At 65.3% G+C, this 23,794-nt stretch carries 20 protein-coding genes; 3 read left to right on the top strand and 17 right to left on the bottom strand.

Annotated elements, in window-relative coordinates:
- Position 1: 1 nt before the first annotated feature.
- The 12 genes from NPS58_RS05440 to NPS58_RS05385 form a co-directional block, all read right to left on the bottom strand.
- Complete coding sequence (locus tag NPS58_RS05440) at positions 2-649, bottom strand: ATP-binding cassette domain-containing protein (RefSeq protein ID WP_274114232.1); 648 nt, start codon at positions 647-649, stop codon at positions 2-4.
- Positions 646-1,416, bottom strand: coding sequence for an ABC transporter ATP-binding protein (locus tag NPS58_RS05435; RefSeq protein WP_274114230.1), 771 nt, complete (start codon positions 1,414-1,416; stop codon positions 646-648). The genes NPS58_RS05440 and NPS58_RS05435 overlap by 4 nt, the downstream gene beginning before the upstream one ends.
- On the bottom strand, positions 1,413-2,372 hold the full coding sequence (locus NPS58_RS05430) for a branched-chain amino acid ABC transporter permease (protein ID WP_274114228.1): 960 nt from the start codon (positions 2,370-2,372) through the stop codon (positions 1,413-1,415). Before NPS58_RS05430 ends, NPS58_RS05435 begins: the two co-directional genes overlap by 4 nt.
- The gene (locus NPS58_RS05425; protein ID WP_095155153.1) at positions 2,372-3,271 is read right to left on the bottom strand and encodes a branched-chain amino acid ABC transporter permease; all 900 of its coding nucleotides are present in this window, start codon (positions 3,269-3,271) and stop codon (positions 2,372-2,374) included. Before NPS58_RS05425 ends, NPS58_RS05430 begins: the two co-directional genes overlap by 1 nt.
- 66 nt (positions 3,272-3,337) lie before the next feature.
- A complete protein-coding gene (locus tag NPS58_RS05420) occupies positions 3,338-4,672 on the bottom strand; it encodes an ABC transporter substrate-binding protein (protein ID WP_274114224.1) in 1,335 nt (444 codons plus the stop codon).
- Positions 4,673-4,699: 27 nt separating this feature from the next.
- A complete protein-coding gene (locus NPS58_RS05415; protein WP_274114222.1) occupies positions 4,700-6,022 on the bottom strand; it encodes an ABC transporter substrate-binding protein in 1,323 nt (440 codons plus the stop codon).
- A gap of 229 nt (positions 6,023-6,251) precedes the next feature.
- The gene (locus NPS58_RS05410; protein WP_274114220.1) at positions 6,252-7,598 is read right to left on the bottom strand and encodes a sigma-54-dependent transcriptional regulator; all 1,347 of its coding nucleotides are present in this window, start codon (positions 7,596-7,598) and stop codon (positions 6,252-6,254) included.
- A 7-nt stretch (positions 7,599-7,605) separates the two neighbouring features.
- Complete coding sequence (locus tag NPS58_RS05405) at positions 7,606-9,333, bottom strand: HAMP domain-containing sensor histidine kinase (protein ID WP_274114219.1); 1,728 nt, start codon at positions 9,331-9,333, stop codon at positions 7,606-7,608.
- Positions 9,334-9,463: 130 nt separating this feature from the next.
- Positions 9,464-10,720 (bottom strand): OprD family porin, encoded by a 1,257-nt coding sequence (locus NPS58_RS05400; protein WP_274114218.1) that lies wholly within the window; start codon positions 10,718-10,720, stop codon positions 9,464-9,466.
- A 46-nt stretch (positions 10,721-10,766) separates the two neighbouring features.
- Complete coding sequence (locus tag NPS58_RS05395; protein WP_274114217.1) at positions 10,767-11,480, bottom strand: sulfite exporter TauE/SafE family protein; 714 nt, start codon at positions 11,478-11,480, stop codon at positions 10,767-10,769.
- A 21-nt stretch (positions 11,481-11,501) separates the two neighbouring features.
- Positions 11,502-12,899, bottom strand: a complete 1,398-nt coding sequence (locus NPS58_RS05390) for an amidohydrolase family protein (RefSeq protein WP_274114215.1) — start codon at positions 12,897-12,899, stop codon at positions 11,502-11,504.
- 21 nt (positions 12,900-12,920) lie between these two features.
- The gene (locus tag NPS58_RS05385) at positions 12,921-14,270 is read right to left on the bottom strand and encodes a uracil-xanthine permease family protein (protein WP_274114212.1); all 1,350 of its coding nucleotides are present in this window, start codon (positions 14,268-14,270) and stop codon (positions 12,921-12,923) included.
- A gap of 255 nt (positions 14,271-14,525) precedes the next feature.
- Here NPS58_RS05385 and NPS58_RS05380 point away from each other — a divergent pair, with 255 nt between their 5' ends.
- On the top strand, positions 14,526-15,551 hold the full coding sequence (locus NPS58_RS05380; RefSeq protein WP_274114210.1) for a substrate-binding domain-containing protein: 1,026 nt from the start codon (positions 14,526-14,528) through the stop codon (positions 15,549-15,551).
- A gap of 49 nt (positions 15,552-15,600) precedes the next feature.
- Here the strand turns inward: NPS58_RS05380 and NPS58_RS05375 are convergent, their stop codons facing one another.
- The 3 genes from NPS58_RS05375 to NPS58_RS05365 are packed head-to-tail and all read right to left on the bottom strand — an operon-like array spanning position 15,601 to position 19,797.
- The gene (locus NPS58_RS05375) at positions 15,601-16,674 is read right to left on the bottom strand and encodes a lipocalin-like domain-containing protein (protein WP_274114208.1); all 1,074 of its coding nucleotides are present in this window, start codon (positions 16,672-16,674) and stop codon (positions 15,601-15,603) included.
- Positions 16,664-19,132, bottom strand: a complete 2,469-nt coding sequence (locus tag NPS58_RS05370; protein ID WP_274114206.1) for an FtsX-like permease family protein — start codon at positions 19,130-19,132, stop codon at positions 16,664-16,666. The genes NPS58_RS05375 and NPS58_RS05370 overlap by 11 nt, the downstream gene beginning before the upstream one ends.
- Positions 19,132-19,797, bottom strand: coding sequence for an ABC transporter ATP-binding protein (locus NPS58_RS05365; RefSeq protein ID WP_274114204.1), 666 nt, complete (start codon positions 19,795-19,797; stop codon positions 19,132-19,134). Before NPS58_RS05365 ends, NPS58_RS05370 begins: the two co-directional genes overlap by 1 nt.
- A gap of 124 nt (positions 19,798-19,921) precedes the next feature.
- Here NPS58_RS05365 and NPS58_RS05360 point away from each other — a divergent pair, with 124 nt between their 5' ends.
- Positions 19,922-20,371 carry an NUDIX hydrolase gene (locus tag NPS58_RS05360; protein WP_274114202.1) on the top strand — a complete coding sequence of 150 codons (450 nt, stop codon included), beginning with the start codon at positions 19,922-19,924 and terminating at the stop codon, positions 20,369-20,371.
- Positions 20,372-20,418: 47 nt separating this feature from the next.
- On the opposite strand, the gene NPS58_RS05355 is transcribed toward NPS58_RS05360, so the two are convergent.
- Together NPS58_RS05355 and NPS58_RS05350 are read right to left on the bottom strand one after the other, a co-directional pair.
- Complete coding sequence (locus NPS58_RS05355; RefSeq protein ID WP_274114200.1) at positions 20,419-21,168, bottom strand: PDC sensor domain-containing protein; 750 nt, start codon at positions 21,166-21,168, stop codon at positions 20,419-20,421.
- 101 nt (positions 21,169-21,269) lie between these two features.
- Positions 21,270-22,022: a FadR/GntR family transcriptional regulator gene (locus tag NPS58_RS05350; protein ID WP_274114198.1), complete on the bottom strand. Its 753-nt coding sequence runs from the start codon at positions 22,020-22,022 to the stop codon at positions 21,270-21,272.
- A gap of 252 nt (positions 22,023-22,274) precedes the next feature.
- Here NPS58_RS05350 and NPS58_RS05345 point away from each other — a divergent pair, with 252 nt between their 5' ends.
- A complete protein-coding gene (locus NPS58_RS05345; RefSeq protein WP_274114196.1) occupies positions 22,275-23,699 on the top strand; it encodes a gamma-aminobutyraldehyde dehydrogenase in 1,425 nt (474 codons plus the stop codon).
- The last annotated feature ends 95 nt before the right edge of the window (positions 23,700-23,794 follow it).

The following is a 23,794-nucleotide window of genomic DNA, read 5'->3' as shown; positions in this document are numbered from 1 at the left end:
CTTATCCTGCGCGTACGCTGCCGCGCTCGATGCGGTAAACGGCATCGACCAGGTCAGCGGAATGGGTGTCATCGGACTCGGAGATCAGCACGCACAGGCCTTCCTGTCCGAGCTGGGCGATCACTTCGGTAAGGCGGCGCGACAGCACCGGCGCCACGCCCTCGAACGGTTCATCGAGGATCAACAGGCGGTTGCCCGGCATCAGCGCCCGCGCCAGGGCCACCAGTTTCTGCTGGCCGCCAGACAGTTGCATGGCGCGGCGTTCGCGAAACTGGGCGATTTCCGGGATCAGGCTGTAGACCCACTCCAGGCGCTGGACGCTGCCCGGCAGCTTGTTGGCCCACACCGGCAGCAGGATGTTTTCCTCTACCGTCAGCGCCGGGATCAGCCGGCGGTCTTCGGGCAGGTAGCTGATGCCCGCTGCCGCGCGCTGGTGGCCCGGCTGTGCGCGCAGATCGTTACCGGCGAAATGGATCGAGCCGCCCGTGGCGTCCAGCAGGCCCATCAGGGTACGGATCAGGGTGGTCTTGCCGGCACCGTTATGGCCGATCAGGCCGACCATCTGCCCGGCACCGACCTGCAGCGAAACGTCGTGCAGGATCGGCACCGATTCAATGGCCACGTTGAGGTTGCGAATTTCCAGGCTCATGCGGTTGCCCCCTTGTGTGCCCGCTGACCACCGGTGACCAGTTCCTGGACCCGGGCATTGGCCAATACCGTTTGCGGCGGGCCGTCGGCCAGCACTTCGCCGCTGTAGAACGCGAGGATCCGCGAGACATAGCGACGCACCACGTCCATGTCGTGCTCGACGAACAGCACCGTGACCTGATGCCGCGACACCACCTGCATCACAGTGTCCATCAACTGGGTCTTTTCCTCGGCGCTGACACCACTGGTGGGTTCATCGAGCAGCAGCATCTGCGGGTCGACGATCAGCGCCATGGCGATGTCGATCAGCTTGCGCACGCCTTGCGGCACGGCGGTGACCTTGCTGTCGCGCCAGGAGAGGATGCTGAACTCGCTGAGAATCGCGTCGGCACGGGCAATCCGCACCTCATTGCGCAGCGGCCGCAGCAGCGACGGAAACGGCGACTCGGCGGCAGCCAGGGCAATCAGCAGGTTGTCCAGCACGGTCAGTTCGGGGAACAGCTGCGCGACCTGGAACGAGCGGGCCATGCCGGCACGGGTGATCGCCCGCGGCGTGCGGCCGATGATCGACTGGCCGTTGAAGAGGATTTCGCCACGGCTGGGCTTGAGATAGCCGGTCACCATGTTGATGAAGGTGGTCTTGCCGGCGCCGTTGGAGCCGATCACCCCCACCACTTCGCCCTTGCTGATGCTGACGTTGACATCCTTGGCGGCAGTGACCGCGCCGAACTCCTTGTACAGCCCGCGGGTTTCGAGAATGCAGCTCATACCTTGGCCTCCACTGCCTTGGCCGCGCGGGCCTGGCCACTGAACAGGCTCCACAGGCCCTTGGGTAGAAAGACGATGATCGCCAGCAGGGTGATGCCCAGAATCATCTGCCAGCTGTGGGGCACCAGTTCGATGGCGTAGGTGCGCACCACGGCGAACAGGATCGCGGCGATGATCGGCGCCGCCACGTGGGCCGTACCGCCGAGCAAGGCGATAAAGACGAACTCGCCGGAGGTGATCCAGTACGCCATTTCCGGGTCGATGTGCCCGGCTGCCAGGGCCATGAAGCCCCCGCCCAGAGCGGACACCCCGGCGGCGGCGACGTAGTTCATGTAGAGCACCCAGCGCGGCGACTGGCCGAGGTACTCGACCCGCACCTCGTTCTCGCGAATCGCCTCGCACATCGCCCCTGCGCTGCTGCGACCGTAGCGGTGCAGCAGCACCGCGAGCACGGCCGACACGGCGACGATGATGACGAACAGCGCCAGCGGTGCCTGGCCTGCGGCCGGGCTCCAGCCGAACAGGGTCCAGGCCTTGACGTTGAAGCCGTCGGTGCTGCCCAGCGCAGGGCTTTTCACCAGCATGCCGTAGAGGATCATCGAGAACGCCAGCGACAGCATGGCGAAGAAGATCTCGCGGTAGCGGGTCATCAGCAGGCCGAGGATCATGGCCAGCGCCACCGCCGCGCCAATGCCGATCAACAGCAGGGTCGGCAGGTCGCTGATATCCAGGAAGTGACCGCCCATGCCCACGGCATAGCCACCGATGCAGAAGTACAGGCCCTGGCCGAAGGTCACGAGGCCGGCGCGCATCTGCATCACCACCCCTTGCACGACCATCGACTTGGCCAGCGCCATGGTCAGCAGGAACACCAGCCACTGGGGCGCGATCAGCCCCCCCGCGGCGAACAGCACGGCAACGCCGAGCAGGATCAATTCGGTTCTATCCAGGCGCATCAGATTTTCCTCGCAAGCACGCGGCCGAACAGCCCCTGCGGACGTACCGCCAGGACCAGCGCCATCACGCCATAGATCACAAAGAGTTCGAATTGCGGTGCGTAGTGCACCGCCGCGGCGCGGCTCAAGCCCACCAGCAAGGCGCCGAGGGCGGCCCCTTCGATGCTGCCCATGCCGCCGATCACCACCACGGCGAACGCCAGCACGATGATTTCCACGCCGATACCGGGAGCGACGGAAATCGCCGGGGCCGTCAGCGCGCCCGCCAGGGTGCCAAGCACAGTGCCGAGCACGAACACCAGGGTGAACACCCGACGCACGTTGACGCCCATGGCCAGGGCCACTTCGCGGTCATGGATCACCGCGCGCAGCACCTTGCCCTGGTGGGTACGCTCCAGCCACAACCACAGCCCGAGGCCGAGCACCAGCGAGACGCCGACCAGCATCAGGTCGTAGTTGGAGACCTTCAGCCCGGCCAGCACACTGCGGCCCATTTCGGCATAAGGCTGGTAGGCGAAGTACGGGTTGACGCCCCAGATCATCTTCATGGCGTCTTCGAGGATCAGCAGCAAGGCGTAGGTGATGATCACCATCAGCACTTCATCGCGGCCGTACATGAAGCGCAGCAGGCCGCGCTCGATCAGCAGGCCGACCACCAGGCCTGCGGCCAGTGCGCAGCCGAGCATCATCAGGTAGCCGACCCACACCGGCCCTACCCCGTTGTTGAAATACCAGCCCACCAGCGAGGCGGCGGCATAGGCACCGATGGCGTAGAAGCTGCCATGGGCCATGTTCAGGATTCGCATGACGCCGTAGATGACGGTGAGCCCCGCCGCGACCAGAAACAGCCACGAGGCATAGATGGCGCCGTCGATCAGCACCGCGTAAAGACTCAGCATAAGGTTCTACCTTGGCAAGAGTGGCGGCCTGGAACGGCCGCCACGATCAGTCAGGTGTGCAGGCGATCAGTTGCATTGCGCGCCAGGGAAACCGGCCTTGATCCAGTCATGCGCGGTGGTGCCGTCGGGCGGGGTCACGCACTCGCCGGCGAAGGCGATCACGTTCTGCACGCTGCCCTGCTTGCTGGCCGCATCGTAGTGGTACTCACCGTAGGCAATGCCTTGCATGGCCTGGTGACCGCCGGCGCGGGCCATCTGCACGGTGCCCGAGACCGACTCGAAGGTGGCGCCTTTAAAGGCCTTGGCCATTTCCAGCGGCGCCGGGATGGTGCCCGCTTCGGCCTTGGCGTTTTCCGCGGCGAACTTCAGGCCGAGGATGGCCTGGGCCATCTTGCTCGCCGGGTAGGTCGGCGCGGCCTTGTAGGCGGACTGATAGGCCTGGGTGAACCAGGTGTTCAAGGCGTTTTCGGGCGCGAAGGCCCCGAACGGGCCGCGACCGCCGATGATCATGCCGTTGGGTGCCTGGTCCTTGTAGCGCGCCAGGGCCGACTCGCCGCAGGTCAGGACGGCGGTGGCATCTTCCAGCAGGCCGCGGGAGTTGGCCTGGAGCACCAGGGCCTCCATGTCGCCGCCCCAGAAGCTGGAATGGATGATGTCCGGACGCTTCACCGACAGCGCCGAGATCTCCGCGCCGTACTGGCCCTGGAAGACCTTGGGCATCTGCGATTCGACCACCTGGCTCTTGGGCATGATCTGGGCCATCGACAGGGTGAAGTCGTTCCAGCTGTCCTGGCCCCAGGCGTAGTTCTGCTGGATACCGCCGACGCGCACGGCGTCCGGACGGGTCTTGGCCAGGTAGCGGGCGGCACCGATGTTGTCCACGGCAGCGTCCAGGCTGGTACGGAAGACGAACTGCGGGGTCTTGTCCTCGCTGAACAGTTGCGAAGTGCCGCAATCGTAGAACACGGTCATCGCCCCCAGTTCTTCGGCCACCGGCGCAATCGCCAGGCAATCGCCGGAGGAGATGTAGCCAACTACCGCATCGACCTTCTGGCGCTGCACCAGGTTGCGGAATTCTTCCACCTGCTTGGCGGCGCCCCCGGCCTCATCGATGATCACCATCTCGATCTCGGCGCCGTTGATGCCCAGTTTGTCGTAGGGCGCCGGCAGCTTGCCCTGGTTGAGGCCTTCCACCAGCACCTTGGCGGCATTGGCCGATGGCTCGCCGAACGGACCGGCAGCCGGACCGGAGAGGAAGGTCACCACGCCGACCCGGAACTTGCCGTTCTCGGCGGCCACGGCGGCGCCAGTGCTACCGGCGCCAATCCCTGCCATGGCGATCGCCAGGGCCAGGGGCAGTGCTTTGCGGGAGTGCGAGACGCTTTTCTTATAGTTGTTCATGGTCAATTCCATTACGGGTTGCTGAAGCTAAGGGGCATGCCCCTCGGGATTACGGATTTGCATGGCTTGCCGACGCGCGCGCACGGCCGGGTCGGGCAGCAGGTCCTGGGCGGAGTACACCGACCACTCACCGAGCATCAGTTGCGCAGGCGGGTAGTCGTCGTTGCGCACCGGGGTGCCGACGGCCTGGGTCTGCTGGATCTGGTGGGTCAGCGGATCGATACGCGAGACGAAGCCCGGCGGATCTTCCGGCAAGGCGATCTCCAGCCCTTCGAGGGCGGTGACCAGCGACTCGGTGTCGGTAGCGCCACCGGCCTTCTGGCTGGCCTTGGCCAGGACCATCACGCCGGTGTAGGCACCTTCGGCGGCGTAAGTCGGGTAACGCCCGGTCAGGGCACGGAAGCGCTCGACGAAGGACCCGTTGCGCTGCGTCTGCGGCCAGTTGTTGTGGTGCCGAGCCGAAAGAATGAGGCCCGGCGGCGCCTTGTCGCCAAGGGAAACGAGGAAGTCATAGTTGCCACCGGTATCGAAGTTGGCCAGCCGCGAGGTCTCGAACAGCCGTGTTCCGGCGGCCTGCTTGACGAAGGCATGAAAATCGCCGCCCCACAGGGCCGAGACGATGATGTCCGGCCTTGCCTGTTCGAGTGCGGCGATATAGGCCGAGTAGTCGGGCTCGTACAGCCGCGGCCAGAGCTCGGTGACGTCCTCGAACTGCACACCCAGTTGGCGCAGCGCCTCATGCAGGTCGTCCCTCGACACATGGCCGTACTCGTAGTCGGGGCCGATGAAGGCCAGGCGCTTCCAGCCGGTGCTGGCCTGCAGTGCCTTCAGGTAATGGGCACCGGCGGCCATGGAGGTCCAGGTATCGTTGGTGACGCGAAAGTAGTAGCGATGACCGTTTTCCAGGGTCATGCGCGACGAGGCATGGTCGGTGCCGATCATCAGCACCTTCTCGTCCCGGGCCAGTTGGCTGACGGCGATTGCCACGCCCGAAGACACCATGCCGCACAGCACCTGCACGCCGTCCTTGCGAATGAAGGCCCGGGCCAGGCTGGTGCCGTAGGAGGCCTTGGACTGGTCGTCGTCGATGATCACCCGCATCTGTGGCACCTGTTGCCCGGCGTCGCGCTGGGCCTGCAGCTCGCTCAACGCGACCTGGATGCCGGCGATACTGTCCTGGCCGTAAATCGCCGCGCGCTCGGTCATCGGGTACAGGCAACCCAGCGTCAGGTCGGCTTGTGCGGCAGCCACGCCCAGTTCGACGCGTCCGGCCTGCGCCAGGTCGGCGTGCGCCAGCAACAGGCCGCTCAAGGCGACAACGGTGGGCAGGTGAGAAAACGACAGTTGCATAAAATCCCTTGGGGCGTTCGGGGACGCCTCTTGTCGGTTAGCGAGAGGGGTTATCGCAAAGGCTGTGCCAGCCTCTGCAGCAGGCTGCATGAGATAACACGAAAGCGCTCTGGAACGAGGCTTTGCGTGATTCACAGAGGGGCTTGAGGGCGCCGCGGCGGAGGCCGGCGCGGCGTTTGGCAGGCGATGTTGAGCGGCTTGCGCTCAGCCTGCGCGCGCCGTTGAGCGGTTAGCGCTCATCGCCGCGCTCGATGCCCAGGCGCTGTAGACGGCGCTTGAGCGCATGCCGGGAGATCCCCAGCAGGTCGGCGGCCAGGCCCTTGTGCCCGGCGCTGCGGCTGAGGGCGTTGTTGACCAGCTCACGCTCGGCACGTTCGAGCTGGTCGTCCAGCGCCGACAGCGAGCTGGGTGCGGGCTCGGCTGATTGCATGTGCGCCGGAAGCTGGGCGCAGCCGATGGCCTGCCCGGGCAGAAGGATGGTCAGGCGCTCGATCAGGTTCTTCAATTCGCGGACGTTGCCCGGCCAGCGATGGCGCACCAGGGCTGCGGCGCTGTCGGCCTGAAACTCGATGGGCGCGACCTTTTCCTCCCTGCCCTGGTGCGCGGCGAAATGCCGGGCCAACAGCAGGATGTCGTCGCCGCGCTCGCGCAGCGGCGGAATATCCAGGGTGATGACGTTGAGGCGGTAGAACAGGTCTTCACGAAAGCGCCCCTGGTGCACATCGTCGGCCAGGTCGCGATTGGTCGCCGCCACCACGCGCACATCGGCGCTGCTGGCCTGGCTGGCACCCACGGCGCGGTAGCGGCCGTTCTCCAGAAAGTGCAGCAGCTTGGCCTGCAAGGCCAGGGGCAATTCGCCGATTTCGTCGAGGAACAGCGTGCCGTTGTTGGCCTGGGTGACCAGGCCGATGCGCTTCTGGTGGGCGCCGGTGTAGGCGCCCTTTTCCGAGCCGAACAGCTCGGCTTCGATCAACTGCTCCGGCAGGGCCGCGCAGTTGACCTCGATGAACGGGTGCGCGGCACGCGCGCTATTGGCGTGCAGCGCCTGGGCCACCAGCGTCTTGCCGGTACCGGACTCGCCGAGCAGCAGGATCCGCGTGGCAGAACTGTGGGCGATCCGTTGCACCGCTGCCTTCAGGTTGCCCATGGCCAGGCTCTGCCCCAGCAAGGCGCCCTGCTCTTCAAGGGCTGCAGCAAAGCCATTGGGCACCTCGAGGGTGCCATGAATGGTTGCCAGCAGGTCGTCCAGTTCGAAGGGCTTGGTCAGGTAGTCCGTGGCCCCGCCCTTCACCGCCTGCACCGCCGCGCGGGTGTCGCCATGGGCGGAGATCATGATCACCGGCAGCTGCGGCCGGCACTTGCGCAGGGCATCGAGGGTGGCGATACCATCCATCCCCGGCAGGCCCAGGTCTAGCAGGACGATATCGACCTCGACCGTGCTGTCGGCCAGCAACGCCAGCGCCGCCTCGCCACTGTAGGCCGCGCGCGGTTGCATGCCTTCGCCACGCAGGGCGTAGCTCAGCGAGCGCACCAGCGCCTCTTCATCATCGACGATCAGTACATGTATTTCGGACATCGGTCGCTCACTTCAGGTCAGTCGCGGCAGGCGTGGGGAAATCCAGGGTCACCACAGTACCCTCGCCGGGAGTACTCGCAAGGTTCATTCGCGATGCGTTGGCTTCCAGCAATTGCTGGCAGATGCTCAGGCCCAGCCCGGTGCCGCGGGCTTTGAGGGTGAAGAACGGTTGGCGCACCTGCTGCAGGGCGGCCTCGGGAATGCCGCAGCCCTGATCGATCACGGTCACGCAGGCCCGCTCACCCCAGACCTGGCCATTGATGGCCACGCACTGGCCCGGCGCGCTGGCCTCCATGGCGTTGAGACAGAGGTTGAGAAAGACCTGCTGGGCCTGGTCCGGGTCGACCCACAGCTGCAGGCCCGGTTTGCACGTGCTGGTCACGATGATGCCCTTGGCATCGGCCTCGGGCGCTACCCGCCGTACCGTGCGTGCCAGCAGCGCGGCCAGGTCCACCACCTGGGGGACGGCCGGGCGCGGCCGGCCGTATTCGAGCAGGTCGCTGGTGACATGGGACAGGCGGTCGATTTCTTCGCAGAGATCGCTCAGCAGCAGGCGCCTTTCCGCTTCCTGCTCGCGCCGCAGCAAGGCCTGCACGGTGGTCTTCATGGTCGCCAGCGGGTTGCGCACCTCATGGGCGACACCGGTGGCGAAGGTGCCGAGCACCGCAAGGTTTTCCGAGCGCACGGTTCGCTCCATGACATCAGCCAGGCGCCCGGCCATCACATTGAAAGCTCGGGTGACCCGACCGATCTCGTCGTTGTGGGGCTGTTCCGCCAGGCGATAGCCGAGGTCGCCCGACGCCAGTTGATGCGCCCCTTCCACCAGCGAGCCTACCCGTGCGCGCAGCTGGCGCGACAGCGTGAAGAACACGATCAGGATGAAGCCGATGAACGCGACGGCCGCCAGGTACAGCCACCAGCGGGCGTCGTCCAGCGGTTTGAGCACTGCCGCAGGTTGCACACTGAAGACCACTTGCCAGCCGGGCAGGATCACCGGCCCTTCGCGCAAGTCGGTCGGCGCCTCGACCTGGCGCCCGGTGGCATCGAGAAACGCCCCGCCCGGCACGCGCAGCAGTGGCGTGACGACCCCACCCAGGCCGGAGCTGACCAGCAGCTCGGTGATCGAAGCCAGACGCAGGTGCAGGCCGATACGCACGCGGTGATCGAGGCGGCCGTTGCGAATGGTCTTGCGGATCAGCAGCCAGCCCGAACGCCCCGCCTGGGGGAGTACCGGGCCGATCACTTCGATATCACCGACGGTCTGTCGCGCCAGGCCGTCGAGCGACCAACCTTCACGCTCCCAATACGGTGTCCCCGAGGCCGCCTGCCCCGGCATGACCTTGAGCAGGCGCTCGTTCTCGTCGAAAAACAGCACACCGTAGAGAAACGGCAATTCGCCTTCGAGCTTGAGCAAGGCATCGACATCGCCGGCCGGGTGAGCCTGGTCAGCGATGAACTCCGGCATGCTGGGATGATTGGACAGGGCCGACAGCTGGTAGAAGCGGTCATCGAGAAACGACGATACCCGGTTCGCCGTGGACAGCGCCTGGGCATCGAGGCGTTCGCCGGTCAGGCGGTTGAGCAAGTCCTTGGCCAATTGCTCATAGAGCACCGCCAGGGCGATCAGTGCCACGCTCATGACCACAATTGAAAGCAGCGTATAGCGCGCCACCAGGCTGCGACGCGGCCGGGCAAGACGTCGCCAGAACGCGCTCGCGGGAAATTCGATATCCATGGAAGTTGTAGTTATTTTTCATGTGATGTCGGGGGAGCATAAGGACCGGGGGATAGGCTTGTCCATGACGAGTACCGCGAAGCGCTCGAGGCCTCCGGGTAAGCGTGCACCGCCTACCCGGCTGCACGCCCTAGAACAGCTGGACAGGCAAACTGACAATCAGGCGGTTTTCGGTGAAATCGTTCGCGCCGAAATCCCGACCCACTTGCGCGTTGATCCAGCGAATGCTGAGCCCCTGGAGCTGGCGAAACTGGAAGGTGTAGGTCAGCCCCACATCACGCTCCCACTCGCGACCATTGGAGGTCTCGGCGGTGTGGATGTGGTCGCCGTGGGTGTAGCGCATCAACATCGTCAATCCCGGTATGCCAAGCGCTGCAAAGTTGTAGTCATAGCGCAGTTGCCACGACCGCTCCCGGGCGTAGACGAACGTGTTGGCGAACATGTCGTTCGCCATGCTGCTGCCCAGCGAGCGGTCGATCGTCACCCAGCCATCCTCCCCGTACATCCGCTGCAGGCCCAGGTAGAACCGATGGCCGCCATGCGCGGCCGAGAGCAGCAGGGAGGCCGCCCGATTGTCCAGTTTCCCAGCAACCGAGCGCCCCGTGTCGCGGGTATCGAACGCCCCCAGCACGCCGCCGACGGTCCAGTCACCTGCGGGCTGGTAATGAGTGAGGCTGTAGTAGTTCTGGCGGTAGACGTCTTCCAGCTCGGCCGTCCACAGCCCCAGTGCTGAATCCTTGCCCAGGCTGTACTCGGCACCGGCATAGGTGAAACGGTCGGAGGTTGCAGTTGCAACCGTACGGCCGCCAACCGAGGGGTAGAGATCTTCGCTGTCGGCAGCACTGCGCGGGCTGAAGGAGTGAATCCGGCCGGCATGCAGGGTGAGGTGTGCAAGCTCCCTCGAGGTGAGCATGGCGCCTTGGAAGGTCTGCGGCAGCAATCGACCGTCGTTGAAACGCAGGATGGGTATGTCTGGCATCAACTCGCCCAGGCGCAGTTCGCTGCGCGACAGGCGAAGCTTGGCGGTCAGCCCCAGCCGACCATAGCTGCCGGGCGCGCGGCCATCGTCGTGGTCATAGGGCAGCAGTTCGGTGCCTGTGCGGTCCGGGCTGCTGTCCAGCTTGACGCCCAGCAGGCCCAGCACATCCAGGCCTGCGCCGATAACGCCGGGGGTGTAGCCCGAGGTGGCTTTGAAGACGAAACCCTGGGCCCATTCCCGACGCTGGCTTTGCGGCGCACCAGCGTCACTGTAGTCACGGTCGAAGTAGTAGTTGCGCAACAGCAGCGTTGCCTGACTGTCGTCGAGCACACCGGCGTCAGCAAAAGCCGACCAGGCAGACGCGCACAGCAAGGCCGCCCGGACAGTGGGGGTTTTCAAGGCGAACATGGCGAATTCCTTTGTTGTACTTGTTGTGGAATGCGGGGTTTGTTGCTTATTGCACCAGCAAGAGCGCGCCGGAGACGAAGGCGAAGATCAGCACGAAACGGCGCAGGCGCGATTCGTTGAGCAGGTGCCGGGCCCAGTAGCTTGCGACCACACCCAGTGCCAAGGGCACGCACAGGGCCAGCACCGGCGAGACTTGCTCGGTGTGCAAATGCCCGCCCAGGGCCAGTACTACCAGCGAGATCACTTCACCCACCAGAAAGCACAGGGCGACAGATCCTCTCAAGGTGGCGACGGGAGAGTGCTGGTACACCAGGGCCAGCGGCGGGCCGCCGACACCGGTAGCCGTTTCGGTGATGCCGGTGATCACCCCGGTCGAGATCAGCGCGCGGCGCCCGGGCACGAAGGACGGCGCCATCCAGGTCGCCAGGCACGCCGCTATGGTCGACACCCCGATCAGCAGGTTGAGTTGCGAAAGCGGCAGCCAGAGCAGGATCCAGACACCGCCAAAGGTGCCGGCGAAACGCCCCAGGGTGATCCAGGAGCTGCCCCTGAAATCGATAGCCTCGCGCTCGCGCCAGGCCACCACGGCATTGAGGGGCAACATCAGTATCAGCAGGCTGATGGGCAACGACTCGGGCGCCAGCAAGCCCATCACCGGCGCCACGATCAGTGCAAAACCCATCCCTGTTGTGCCCTGGATAAGCGCACCGCAGGCAACGGCGACGGCAATGATGTACAGGGGGTCGAAGGGTAGATTCATCGTTCACTCGTTCCAGGTCGGTTAAGCCACAGTCGGCAAGGGGTGCACTTTATGGATGGGCGCCTGGTCCACGACGCGCCTGGCCAGCGCATCCACCTGGCGCATCAACGAGCGTGCGTCCCAGTCCGTGGGCCAGCCCTGCCACAGGCGCACCTCGCCCTGGACCACCACGGCCTGGATCTGGTCCCGATTGGCGAGCCGCACCAGGTCCCAGGTCAGGTTCCAGGACGGCAGCAACTCAGGCACCGCCAGGTCCACCAGCAGGAAATCCGCGGCCTTGCCCGGGGCGATGCGCCCGGTCACCCTGCCCAGCCCAAGCACGTCCGCCGCCTGCTGGGTGCCCATGTCTAGCCAGAGCTGGCCGCCGCCACACACCGAGTCGCCTACCGGCAAGCCGTGGGCAAAGCGCTGGGCCGCCTCGGCGTAGTCGAGCAGGCGAAAGCCATCGCCACGGGTGCCGTCGGTTCCCAGGCCGAGGGGAATGCCCAGGCAGTGCATCAGGTGTGCCTGGGCAACCGCATTGCCCTTCCAGGCACTGGCGACCGGGTTGTAGCTGACGGCCGCGCCGCTGTCGCGCAGCACGCAGATCTCGTTCGAGGTGAGCAGCGTGGCGTGGGCAAGCAGTGCCCCGGGCCCGAGCGCGCCAGCCCGGTGCAGGTGCTCCAGGGGGCGGACGCCGTAACGCTCCAGAGAGCGTTCGACCGCCACCAGATGTTCGTTGACGTGGCTCTGGAACACCCTTCCCGCCTCATGGCACAGGCGATAGGCAGCGCCCAGGGTGGGGTCGGTGGCAATCTCCGGGATCGGGATCGCCAGGGACGGGGTAATCAATGGGTCGTTGTCCCATTGCGCCAGGTGCTGCTCGGCCACCGCGAGCACCTGGCCGGCATCGAGCACACGCGTGCCTTCAAGGTCGTTGCAGGTCTTGGCCAGCACGCAGCGTATGCCGACCTCATGAACTGCCTGGGCAATCGCTTCGACACCTTCCCTGGAACGAGTGCCGGCATCGCACACCGTGGTGAAACCACCACGCAGCGACTCGAATGCCGCCAGCTTGCTGGTCAGGTACAGCAGGTCGGTATCGAGCGAGCCTTCCAGGGGAATCCACACGCGGCGAAAAATTTCCGACGGTTCACCAAACACCAGGCCTTTGCCAAAACTCTGGCTGAGGTGGTGATGGGTATCGATGAAGCCGGGCATCAACAACTGGTTTTCAAGACGGCGCACCGAATGGCCCGGGTAGCGACCCTGCAGCAGCTCCAGCGGCCCGACATCCACGAAATGACCGTTGGCTATGCGCACGGCGTGGTCACGACGGGGGCCCTCCGGCAGCAGCATCCAGTCGGGTGCCAGCAGTTGATCGGGCGCGACAAGGTGTTCTGGCGAAATCGCCAGGTGATTGGAAACAGTGCAGTTCATATAGAAGCCTTAGTGTGCGAGTCAGGAGTTGATCAGCTTGGCCTTGGCGTCAACCGGGGTATGCTGGCGACCAACGCAATGGAACAGGAAGTTCATGACGGCCGCCGTGAGGGCGCCCATGGCCACGCCGTTGCCGAGCAGGCCGGCAACACCGTTGGGGAACTGGCTGTAGACGCCAGGTACGAGAATGGGCAGTAGCCCGACCGCCAGGGCAATCGATACCACGTACATGTTGCCGTGATTGCGCAGGTCCACTTTGCGCAGCATGTCGATGCCCATGGTGCCGACAATGGCGAACACAATCAGGCTGGTACCGCCAACCACGGCTTCCGGCACGCCCTCGATCAAGCGTGCCAGCGGCGCAAGCAGTGCGAACACCAGCAACAGCACACCGGAAACGGCAGTCACATAGCGTGAGCGAACCTGTGTGGCGCGGATGACGCCGATGTTTTCCCCGCTGGTGATAATCAGCGAAGTGCCCATGAACCCACCGAGAATCGACGTCAGCGCGTCCCCGCGGATCGTGCGTACCACATCCCGGTCTATATCCAGGGGCTTGTCGACCGCCTCGCTGATGGCCACGGTCTGGCCGGTGGCCTCTACCATGGAGACCAGGCAGAACAACATCAGCGGAATCGAGGCGAACACATCGAAGTGCGGTACTCCGAACGGCATGAAAGTAGGCAGGCTCAGCAAGGACGACGGGCTGGACCCGGAGCTATCGAATGCGCCAATGGCCACCGCCAGCAGGCTGCCGCCCACCAACCCGAGCAGGATCGACAGTTGGCCCAGCGTACCGCGCAGCAAACGTGCGCACAGCACCGTGACGGCAATGGTGAAAAAGGCCAGGAGCAGTTGCTGGGGCGCAGCGAAACTGGCGCTGCCCGGTTGGCCGACGATCAACTGGCCCGACAGCTTGACCAGGTTGACCGCCACCAGCAGCAACATGGTGCCCACCACCACCGAGGGGAAGAACCGCAACAGCCGCCGGAACACCGGAAGCACCAGAAAGTAGAACACGCCCGTCAGGATCACCGCCCCGGATGCGGTGGCCACGCCATTTTGCTGGGCGATCAGAATGAACAGCATGATCGGCGCGCCCCCTGGCAGCATGATGAAGGGCAGGCGTGCCCCGCAACCGCGCAGGCCCAGCGACTGCAGGAGCGTCCCCAGGCCACAGACCAGGAAGGTGGCGCTGAGCAACTGCAACGTCAGCTCGCTGGAAAAGCCAAGGGCCGTGGCCATCAGAAAGACCGAGGCAATCGGTGATGCCGCCATCACCAGCACATGCTGGGCACCAAAAATCAGTAGCTGGCGCCACGGCAAGCGCTCATCCACGGGTGAAACTGGGTTGTTCGCGATATCCGGCATATCCCACCTCGACCTGGGCCAGCACCGTGGCCCATTGAAATTATTGTTATTTGGATCTGGATGTAGCCTTGGCGAGAATGTGTAGGCATCTGCTCGCCCAAATCGATTTTTATTCAACCCAAAATCGATTTGGGTAGAATGTATTCCTGTTCCATGGGCATGTCAACGTGGTCGAGATCAACCCAGGGCGCGAGTAGCTGATAGCCTCCAGGCAGCGTATAACTCCGCTCATCGCTTAATAGAGCCGCCCTATCCATGCCCAACAGCACTACTCGCCGCCTGACCATTGCCGATGTCGCCAATGCCGCCGGGGTGTCGCGCACCACTGTTTCCCACGCGCTGAACGACCGCGGGCAAGTCGACCCGGCGACACGGGCATTGGTGAAGGAAGTTGCCGAGCGCCTTGGCTACAGCCCCAACCTGCGTGCCCAACGGCTGCGTACCGGGCGCGCCAATGCCATCGCCCTGCTCTCCTCGATGCCGTTTGCGGTTGCCGGTGGCTCGTCCCGCCTGGGCTTTCTGATGGAAATTGCCGCCACCGCGACCGAGGCGGCGATGCGCCGGGGTGTGGCCCTGGTGCTGGTTCCCCCCATGGATGAAGCGCAGGGCCTGCTCGACAGCCTCGATATCGACGGCGCCGTGATCATCGAACCGGTGGCCAATGACCCGCATGTCGCGCGTCTGCGCAAACGCGGTGTGAAGCTGGTGTCGATCGGGCGTCAACCTGAGGCTCAGGCCGCCTTGCCGTATATCGACATGCACGGTGAAATCGCTGGCCGACTGTTGCTGGAGCACTTGCGCGAGCAAGGCGCCAAGCGCGTCGGCCTGCTGATCGGGGGGCAATCGCGTCACTCGTACCTGGACATGGAGGCCGCCTACCGGGCCTATTGCGAGGCCAACGAACTGGCCCCGGCCATCGTCCGGGCTGACGAAGGCGGTGGCGAGGCGGCCGGTGCCGCCGCGTGCCTTCAGCTCCTGGACGCGCACCCCGACATGGATGGCCTGTGCGTTCCGGTCGATGCCTTTGCGACAGGCGCAGTGCGGGCATTGCTGGAGCGGGGGCTCAGGGTGCCCGAGGATGTGAAGGTAGTGACGCGCTACGACGGCTTGCGCGCCCGGGAATCCACCCCGCCATTGACGGCATTGAACATGCACCTCGAAGAGGTGGCGGCACTGGCCATCGAGTTGCTTTTCGAACAGATCAACGACGCAGGGCAACGCCAGCGCATCGATGCGCCCCTGGCCACCCTGGTCGTGCGTGAATCGAGCGTGAAAGCGTAGCGGTTGCCGCCAGGCTGCGGCCGACGGTGAAGCAGCGGTAGAGCGCCGCCTAATACCCGGTCATCTCCAGGTAGCCACTGCCCTCCTCGCGCCCCCCCTCGCTGCCCTTCAATCGCACCGGCCCTTCCCAATACGCAAAGCGGGTGTGCATCCAGGCCTTGGGCTCCAGCGCCTGGACCTCTACATCCACACCCTGTCCAGGCACCCGTACCCGCCAGCGCGTGGGTACCTGCTTGCCGTTCTCCTGTCGCGTCCAGCGCAGCGGCTCAAGCTGGATCTGCTCGCCTTGCAGTGCCTGCGCCTGCCCCTGGGGGCTGATCCAGGTACCTGCGCGATAGGGCTTGCCCTGTTGTTCGCGCACCTGGAACAGCATCAGCTTGGCGCCACTGCCCAGGTGCAGGGAAAACCAGTCCCACCCCGATTGGCCGGCCGCCAGCGGTTGACTGCTCCACTCGCGGTCCAGCCATGCCCGGCCTGTGACCGCAACGCGCCGACCTTCGCGCTGCACCTCGCCGCTGACGCGGTAGAACGGCTGGCTGTAGTAATACGACGCTTGCCCCTGGCCGGATTTTTCGCTGTAGCCCTGGGCGCCATGCAGCACCAGCGGCCCCGTACTGGTGAGGTTCAGGTCGTAGGCAAAGCCCTGGCCGCGAGCGCGCATCTGCAACTGCCCGATGCCATCGGTACCCGCCAGCGACCAGTCATCGATCCATGCGCGAAACGGCTGGGCCTCGACACCTGCCTGGCCAATGCCGCCGCGTGCCAGGGTTTCGCCGGACTGATGCCCGCCCGGGCCGGTCAGCGCTGCATGGCCCATCCACAGGTTCGGGCTGTTCCAGCCCGACGTTTCCGGCCCAGGGCGCAGGGCCGAGCGGAACAAGGTCCACTGCGCGCCCCAGTCTTGCCCTTGGGCATCCTTGAGGTTGGCCGTGACGTACCACCACTCGATACGAAAGCCATCGTGGGCACCGTGGTCCCGGGGAAAGACCAGCGCCTGGTCACGGGTCACCTGCTTGAATGCCCCGGCATCCTGCCCCAGCCCGGCATACCCCTTGGGCGCGGGCGCAGGCTGGTCGCACCCAGCCAACAGCAGGATCGCCACTACCCAGGCTTCACGCTTCATCGGCAAATTGCCTCAGCAGCTCGCCCGGCTGGCGCCGCATCAACTGCCACAGCGGCCAGGCACTGGCCAACAGGCTGGTCAACACGCCGAGCAAGGCCAGTTGCAGCAACTGGGCGGGGAACACGTACAGGGGCAAGCGCCAGCCAAACGCCTGCACATTCACCACGGCCACCAGGCACCAGGCCAGTAGCAAGCCCAGGGGGATCGCCAGCAGCACGGTAAGGCTGCTGAGCATCATGGTCTGGGCAAGGGTCAGCCACACCAGTTGCCTGCGCCGCACGCCCAGCGTCCAGAGCGGCGCCAGCTGGCCCAAGCGGCTCTGGCCCAGGGTCGACAGGCTGATGAACAAGGCGATGCCGGCAACGCCGAGGGTCAGGCTGTTGAGGGCGGCGGTAGCGGCAAAGGTGCGGTTGAAGACGTCGGTCGACCAGTGCTTCAAGCGCGACTGCTCGACCGCGCGGCTGTCGTCCAGGCCAAAACGTTGCCGCAAGGCCGCCTTGAGCGCCGGGAGGTTGCCAGGCGCCAGGTCCAGGCTCAGGCTCAGGCCGGTCAGTTTCGCCTGCGGCCAGTACCTGCGCAGCCAATCGGCATTGACCAGCAAATGCCCCTTGGGGTTGCCATAGTCGGCATACACCCCGACCACCGTCATGGCCTGCGCTGCACCTGTGGGCAGCTCGAGGGAATCGCCCAGCGTCACACCCAGGCGCCGGGCCAACTGTTCGCTGAGCATCACCGCCCGACCGCTTGCCAGTTGCTCCCAGGCATGTGGGCTTTGCTCGAGCAATGGCCAGCGGCTGCGATAAGCGGGATCGGCGATGATGCCCTGGACTTGCACCGGCCACTGCTGCAGGCGCACCTCGACCCGCCAGCTCGGCAATACGGCGGTAACCTGCGGTTGCTGCTGGAGCCAATCGCGAAGCTCAAGGGCCTGGGCGGCGTCCCTGGGGGTGAGGTAGAGGTCGGCGGACAGGCGTTGGTCGAGCCAGCCGACAAAGGTCTTGCGAAAGCCTTCGGTCATGCTGCCCACGCCAACGCTGGCGGCCAGGGCCAGCAGCAGGGCCATCAGCGCCAGGCTCAGCGCCGGCAGCTGTTGGCGGCAGTCGGCGAAGAACCACTGGCTCAGCGGCCGCCGGCAAGCGCCACCCAGCCAGGCCAGTGCGGCGTCGAGCAAGGCCGGCAGCAACAACGCCGAGGCCAGCAGCAGTGCCGCCAGCAGGATGAAGGCGCTGGCCAGGCTGTTGCCCAGCCACCAGCAGCCCAGCACCACCAGCAGCAATAGCCCCGCCGCCAACGCCTGGCGCTTGAGCCAGGGGCCTTGTGCCAGGCGCCAGGCCTGGGGTTGCGCCAGGGCCAGCAGCGGCAGACGGGCAGCGCGCAGCACACTGCCGACGCCGGCCAGCAAAGCCCCCAGCACACTCACCACCACCCCCGCCAACCACCACCAGGCTGGCAGGCTCAATTGCCCGGCGACCTGGGCGCCATACAAGCCGCGCAGGCTGGCCGCAAAGTCGGGCAGCAACAGTGCCGCCAGCACATAACCGCTGGCCACCCCGGCCAGGCCACCCAATACGGCAAACACCCCCAGTTCCAGAGCAAGCCCCGTCAGCACGATGTACAAACTGATGCCACAGGCGCGCAGGGTACGGATCAGGCCGCGGCGCTGCTCGAGCGCCAGGCCGATGGCGGCGTGGGCGATGAACAGCCCGACGACGAAGGCCAGCAGCCCAAGGGCGGTAAGGTTGAGGTGAAAGCTGTCGGTCAGCCGCTGCAGGCCACCGTCATCACCGGGCGGTTGCAGCTCGAGCTGCCCGGCAATGGCAGCGGGCAAGGGCCCAGGCTGGCCCGCCACCAACAGCCGCGACAGCTGCCCGGGCGCCTGCAGCAATGCCTGGGCATGGCCGATATCCACCACGATCACCCCCGGCGCCAGTTGCGGCACGAGGACGAACGGAGGCAACCCCTGCCCTTCACTGCCGACCGCCTGATCGGCGGCACGCATGCCCAGTTGCTCCAAGGTATCTGGCCCCACCCAGGCCTGCCCCGGCGTGCCGGTGAACGCTGGCAGGTCGAAGTCCTCCGGGCGCGCACCGGCAACAGCCGTTGACGGTGGCAGGCTCAGCGGCTCGATACCGAGCAGGCGAATACTGCGCGGCTGCTCGCCGGCAAAGCGCAAGCGCCCCTCCAGCACGGGGGAAACCTGCCAGCCAAGCTTGCGCAGTTGCAGGTAGAGCGACTGGTCGAAGCGCTCGGCATCACGCGGTATCAGCTGCGCGTGCAGTGGCCCCGCCAGCACGGCACTGGCGCGGGCATAGTCGCTGCGCGCCTGGCTGTTAAGGGCCTGGACGCCGGTCCACAGTGCGGTGGCCAGCCATAGCCCGGTCAGGATGCTGAAGAACTGCAGGCGGTGGCGCCGCCAATGACTCAGCAGTGCCTGCAGGGTAATCGTCAATGCGTGCATCAGCGATGCTCGGGCTGCACGCGCCCGGCCTGCAGGACACAGCGCTGTTGCAGTCGCGCCGCCAGGCGGTGACTGTGAGTCACCATCAACAGGCTGCTGCCCGCCTCGCCGACCAGTTGCAGCATCAAGCCCAACACCGCATCGCTGCTGGCTTCGTCGAGGCTGCCGGTGGGCTCGTCGGCAAGTAGAAGCGCGGGGCGCCCGGCCAATGCCCGGCCGATGGCAACCCGCTGTTGCTGGCCACCCGACAGCTGCTCCGGGTAACGCTGCAGCACCTGCGCCAGGCCCAGGCGCCCGGCCAGATAATCCAGCCACTGCGGATCGTGCCGGTCGGCCAGGCGTGCCTGGAACGCAAGGTTGGCTCCCACATCCAGGCTGCTGATCAGGTTGTACTGCTGGAACACCAGTCCGATGCCCTCCCGGCGCCAGCGCGCGAGTGCCGACTCCGAGCGATTGTCGAGCGGTTCATCGTCGATCAGGATGCGCCCGCTGTCAGCCCGATCGAGGCCCGCCACCAAATGCAGCAAGGTGCTTTTGCCGCTGCCCGACTCGCCCATCAGCGCCAGGCTGCTGCCACGCGCCAGGTGCAGGTCGACCCCCTGCAGTACCGGCAGCAGGCCTTGGGCGGTACTGAACGACTTGCGCAACTGCTCGATGACCAACATCAACGAAGATCCCTTGCAACGCCCTGGCAACGCGGTGTGATTGACAGCGTAGTTGCCAAGCACGACCAACGCAGCGAAAGTACGCGCCCGCCAAACCTCTCGATCTCCAGGGAAGACCTTTCAAATGCGTGAGCGAAAATCAGCACGACTGCTGGTGATAAACCCCTCTCAACAGGTGCTGCTGTTCAAGTTCGTGCACACCGACGATGCACTGGCCGGATCGGAACACTGGGCCACACCGGGCGGCGGGCTCGAGGAAGGCGAAACCTTCCAGGCGGCCGCGATACGTGAACTACGCGAGGAAACCGGCATCCAGGTCACTGCGGTTGCCGACGCAGTAGCAGAACGCAGGTTTGAAATGATGCTGCCCAGTGGCGAGTGGGTGTTCTCGGTCGAGCAGTACTTCGTCGTGCACGTGGAAAACCAGGCGCTGTCTCGCGCCGACTGGACCGAGCACGAGGTGAAAGTGATGGCCGAGCATCACTGGTGGTCGGTGGAGGAGCTGCGTGCCACGCAGCAGACAGTGTGGCCGCAAAGGCTGATTGAGATGCTGTGCTCTGCCGTGTCGGCCTGATCGCGGGCCAAGCCCGCTCCTACAGTGGGGGCGGGTTTGCCCCGCGCTCAATTCACCTTGCGCAAGGCCGGCAAGCGCACCAGCGACCAGCCCGCCTCGGACTCCGCCAGGGCCAGGCGAATACCGTCCACCGGCAAGGTATTCAACAGCGCATGGGCCAGGTCGCCGACCATCCAGTTGGCCGTGTTGGAGGCAATCACCCGACCGTCGGCAGACACCAGCACCGCCTCATGCTCCAGGCGCATCAGGCTGCGTACCAACAGGCGCTCGACGTTGTGCAGCGACAGGTCCAGCCCGGCGACCCCAATGAATCGCCCTTGCACGTGGATCGGCATGGTGAAGGTCAGCACATACATGTTGGTGCCATAGAGGTCCACGTAGGGCCCCTCGACAACACTCTTGCCGGTATCGCGGGGCCGGCGGTACCAAGGCATTTCGGTGTAGTCGTAGTAGTTTTCGCGGCGCCGGTCGAAATTGGGGCGCAATGGCAGGGTCTTGCCGCCATCGGCCAGGTACCACCATTCCAGGTGCATCTCGCGGTCGGCCAGGCAGTTGGGCTCGACGATCACACCGCCGCCGCAGCCAAAGGCGCCGGTGGCGAGCAACTGCCGGTCGATGGCCGGGCGCAGCGAGGCCAGGTCACGGGCGGCAGGCTGGCGCCCCTCGCTCAGGATCCGCTCCCAGAGGTTTCGGGTTTCTTCCACTAACTGGCGGACCTGACTGAAGATGGTCCCCAGGGTGCTGTCCAGCTGCTGGGCGCAGATGGACAGGGGATCGTTGTCGCTCAGGGCAAACATGGCATTTCCTCACGCAGGTTCGGCTTTGTTCTTATGGGACGCTGCAGCGCAATGCAATTACGACGCCAGGGGTGGCGCCTTTATTCACTCGGACAGCGGCTTCAGACCGCGTCCACTTCGGCCAGTAACTCCAGGCGCAAGCTAATCAGGCGCTTGATGCCGCGACTCACATGAGCCTCGGCCAGGGCGCCAGCCAGCACCGAATCGCCTGCGACCAGGGCCTGGTGGATGGCCCGGTGCTCCTGTTCGACCACCGTCACCTCGCCGCCACCGGCCGCCTCGAGCCACAGCAACTCACCGACTTCGGACTGCAGGCGCATCTCGGTGTGGGTCAGGCGCAATGATTGCGCGGCTGCCGCCACCTCGATATGAAAGCGCGCATCGGCACGGTGCCGTGCCAGCCGCGAGCCGGCCTGCTTGAGGGTCTCGATATGCTGGGCGATGCGCGCATGCTGTTCCGGCGAGCTGCGCTTGGCGGCCAGGCGCGCCGCCGTACCGGAAATCGCGGTCTGTTCGTCGCCCAGGTCGCGCAAGTCCGGGCCGCTCATGTCACGCAGTTTTTGCAGCAACAACGCTTCGGGCAACTCCACCGGCGCGCAGACAAAACTGCCGCCATTGCGCCCTCGACGAGTCTCGATCAGGCCGCGCTGGCGCAGCACCACCAGCGCTTCGCGCAGGGTAACGGTGGCGACGCCCAGTTGCAGGGCCAGTTCCGATTCGCTGGGCAACTGCTGCCCTTCGGCAAACAGGCCCAGTTCAATGGCCTCCACCAATCTTCGCGCCACCTCATCGGTACGCCCTTCCTGGCGCAACCGGATAAAGGCGGTATTACGAGCAGAATTCAGGGCAGTCATTGCCTCTCCCTATCAAGCAGTTGCCAGGCATAGCGCGCGCCTGGGCTAAAAGATTCATTTTTGCATCTTATAGTGAACGGCCGGTCGTCCGATACCGCTTAATTGCCCATTTTTTGGCCCGTACGGCCATTTCAAAGGCAGTTGGCAAACTTCAAACTTTAAGATATGGTTTCATATGTATAGCAGACCAGCGCGGATTCTGCTGCATCTGCCCAGCGATTTTCCAATTACAAAACGACCAAGGAATACGCCATGCATACCAAACTCCTGATCAACGGCCAGCTGGTCGAAGGCCAAGGCAGCCCCTACGCCGTATACAACCCCAGCGAGGGTTCGGTGCTGGTGAACATTGCCGAAGCCAGCAGTGAACAGGTCGATGCCGCCGTTCAAGCCGCCGACCAGGCGTTCGATGCATGGTCCCAGACGCCACCCAAGGAGCGCGCACAGCTGCTGCTCAAGCTGGCCGACCGCATCGAGGCCCAGGCGCAGACCATGGCCCGCCTGGAGTCGCAGAACTGCGGCAAGCCTTATCAGGCCGCGCTCAACGACGAGATCCCGGCGATTGCCGACGTGTTCCGCTTTTTCGCCGGTGCCAGTCGTTGCCTGTCGGGCTCTGCCGGCGGTGAATACCTGCCGGGGCATACCTCGATGATCCGCCGCGACCCGCTGGGCGTGGTCGCCTCCATCGCACCGTGGAACTACCCGCTGATGATGGTCGCCTGGAAGATCGCCCCTGCCCTTGCCGCCGGCAACTGCGTGGTGCTCAAGCCTTCCGAACAAACCCCGCTGACCGCCCTGGAGCTGGGACGGATGATGGCCGACCTGTTCCCGGCCGGCGTGGTCAACATCCTCTTCGGCCGCGGCCCAAGTGTGGGCGAGCCACTGGTCAACCACCCCAAGGTGCGCCTGGTCTCGCTGACCGGCTCGGTGGCCACCGGCTCCCGGATCATCTCCGGCACGGCCAGCAGCGTGAAACGCACCCACATGGAACTGGGCGGCAAGGCCCCGGTGCTGATTTTCGATGACGCCGATATCGACGCCGCCGTCGAAGGCATCCGCGCCTTTGGCTTCTACAATGCCGGCCAGGACTGCACCGCCGCCTGCCGTTTGTATGTGCAGCAAGGTGTCTACGATGCGTTTGTCAGCAAGCTCGGCGACGCCGTGGGCAGCCTGCGCATGGGCCTGCAGGACGACCCGCAGACCGAACTCGGCCCGCTGATCACCCGCGACCACCTGGAGCGTGTGGAAGGCTTCGTCGAACGTGCCAAGGCCCTGCCGCATATCCGCGTCATCACCGGCGGCAAGCGCGCCGAAGGCCCGGGCTTCTTCTTCGAACCCACCGTGCTGGCCGATGCCCGCCAGGATGACGAGATCGTCCAGCGTGAAGTCTTCGGCCCGGTGGTCAGCATCACCCCCTTCACCGACGAAGCCCAGGCCCTGGCCTACGCCAACGACTCGGACTACGGCCTGGCCTCCTCGGTCTGGACCAACGATGTAGGCCGCGCCAACCGCCTGGCCGCACGCCTGCAGTACGGCTGTACCTGGGTGAACACCCACTTCATGCTGGTCAGCGAGATGCCCCACGGTGGCATGAAGCAGTCTGGCTACGGCAAGGACATGTCGATGTACGGGCTCGAAGACTACACCTGCGTGCGTCACGTCATGTTCAAGCATTGACAACAGACGCGTGGCGCACCTGAACCGGGCGCCGCGCACCACGCCAAGGCATTGGCAGCACCACCGATTTCACAGTTGCGCCTGATGAAACTGCC

The organism is Pseudomonas putida, from assembly GCF_028682455.1.
In the GTDB taxonomy this organism is placed as follows: Bacteria; Pseudomonadota; Gammaproteobacteria; order Pseudomonadales; family Pseudomonadaceae; genus Aquipseudomonas; species Aquipseudomonas putida_AA.
This window is presented reverse-complemented; position numbering and strand designations above follow the sequence as displayed.

Coding starts and splice junctions, on each gene's coding strand:
- NPS58_RS05440 (WP_274114232.1), bottom strand. CDS start 649: ATGAGCCTGGAAATTCGCAACCTCAACGTGGCCATTGAATCGGTGCCG.
- NPS58_RS05435 (WP_274114230.1), bottom strand. CDS start 1,416: ATGAGCTGCATTCTCGAAACCCGCGGGCTGTACAAGGAGTTCGGCGCG.
- NPS58_RS05430 (WP_274114228.1), bottom strand. CDS start 2,372: ATGCGCCTGGATAGAACCGAATTGATCCTGCTCGGCGTTGCCGTGCTG.
- NPS58_RS05425 (WP_095155153.1), bottom strand. CDS start 3,271: ATGCTGAGTCTTTACGCGGTGCTGATCGACGGCGCCATCTATGCCTCG.
- NPS58_RS05420 (WP_274114224.1), bottom strand. CDS start 4,672: ATGAACAACTATAAGAAAAGCGTCTCGCACTCCCGCAAAGCACTGCCC.
- NPS58_RS05415 (WP_274114222.1), bottom strand. CDS start 6,022: ATGCAACTGTCGTTTTCTCACCTGCCCACCGTTGTCGCCTTGAGCGGC.
- NPS58_RS05410 (WP_274114220.1), bottom strand. CDS start 7,598: ATGTCCGAAATACATGTACTGATCGTCGATGATGAAGAGGCGCTGGTG.
- NPS58_RS05405 (WP_274114219.1), bottom strand. CDS start 9,333: ATGGATATCGAATTTCCCGCGAGCGCGTTCTGGCGACGTCTTGCCCGG.
- NPS58_RS05400 (WP_274114218.1), bottom strand. CDS start 10,720: ATGTTCGCCTTGAAAACCCCCACTGTCCGGGCGGCCTTGCTGTGCGCG.
- NPS58_RS05395 (WP_274114217.1), bottom strand. CDS start 11,480: ATGAATCTACCCTTCGACCCCCTGTACATCATTGCCGTCGCCGTTGCC.
- NPS58_RS05390 (WP_274114215.1), bottom strand. CDS start 12,899: ATGAACTGCACTGTTTCCAATCACCTGGCGATTTCGCCAGAACACCTT.
- NPS58_RS05385 (WP_274114212.1), bottom strand. CDS start 14,270: ATGCCGGATATCGCGAACAACCCAGTTTCACCCGTGGATGAGCGCTTG.
- NPS58_RS05380 (WP_274114210.1), top strand. CDS start 14,526: ATGCCCAACAGCACTACTCGCCGCCTGACCATTGCCGATGTCGCCAAT.
- NPS58_RS05375 (WP_274114208.1), bottom strand. CDS start 16,674: ATGAAGCGTGAAGCCTGGGTAGTGGCGATCCTGCTGTTGGCTGGGTGC.
- NPS58_RS05370 (WP_274114206.1), bottom strand. CDS start 19,132: ATGCACGCATTGACGATTACCCTGCAGGCACTGCTGAGTCATTGGCGG.
- NPS58_RS05365 (WP_274114204.1), bottom strand. CDS start 19,797: ATGTTGGTCATCGAGCAGTTGCGCAAGTCGTTCAGTACCGCCCAAGGC.
- NPS58_RS05360 (WP_274114202.1), top strand. CDS start 19,922: ATGCGTGAGCGAAAATCAGCACGACTGCTGGTGATAAACCCCTCTCAA.
- NPS58_RS05355 (WP_274114200.1), bottom strand. CDS start 21,168: ATGTTTGCCCTGAGCGACAACGATCCCCTGTCCATCTGCGCCCAGCAG.
- NPS58_RS05350 (WP_274114198.1), bottom strand. CDS start 22,022: ATGACTGCCCTGAATTCTGCTCGTAATACCGCCTTTATCCGGTTGCGC.
- NPS58_RS05345 (WP_274114196.1), top strand. CDS start 22,275: ATGCATACCAAACTCCTGATCAACGGCCAGCTGGTCGAAGGCCAAGGC.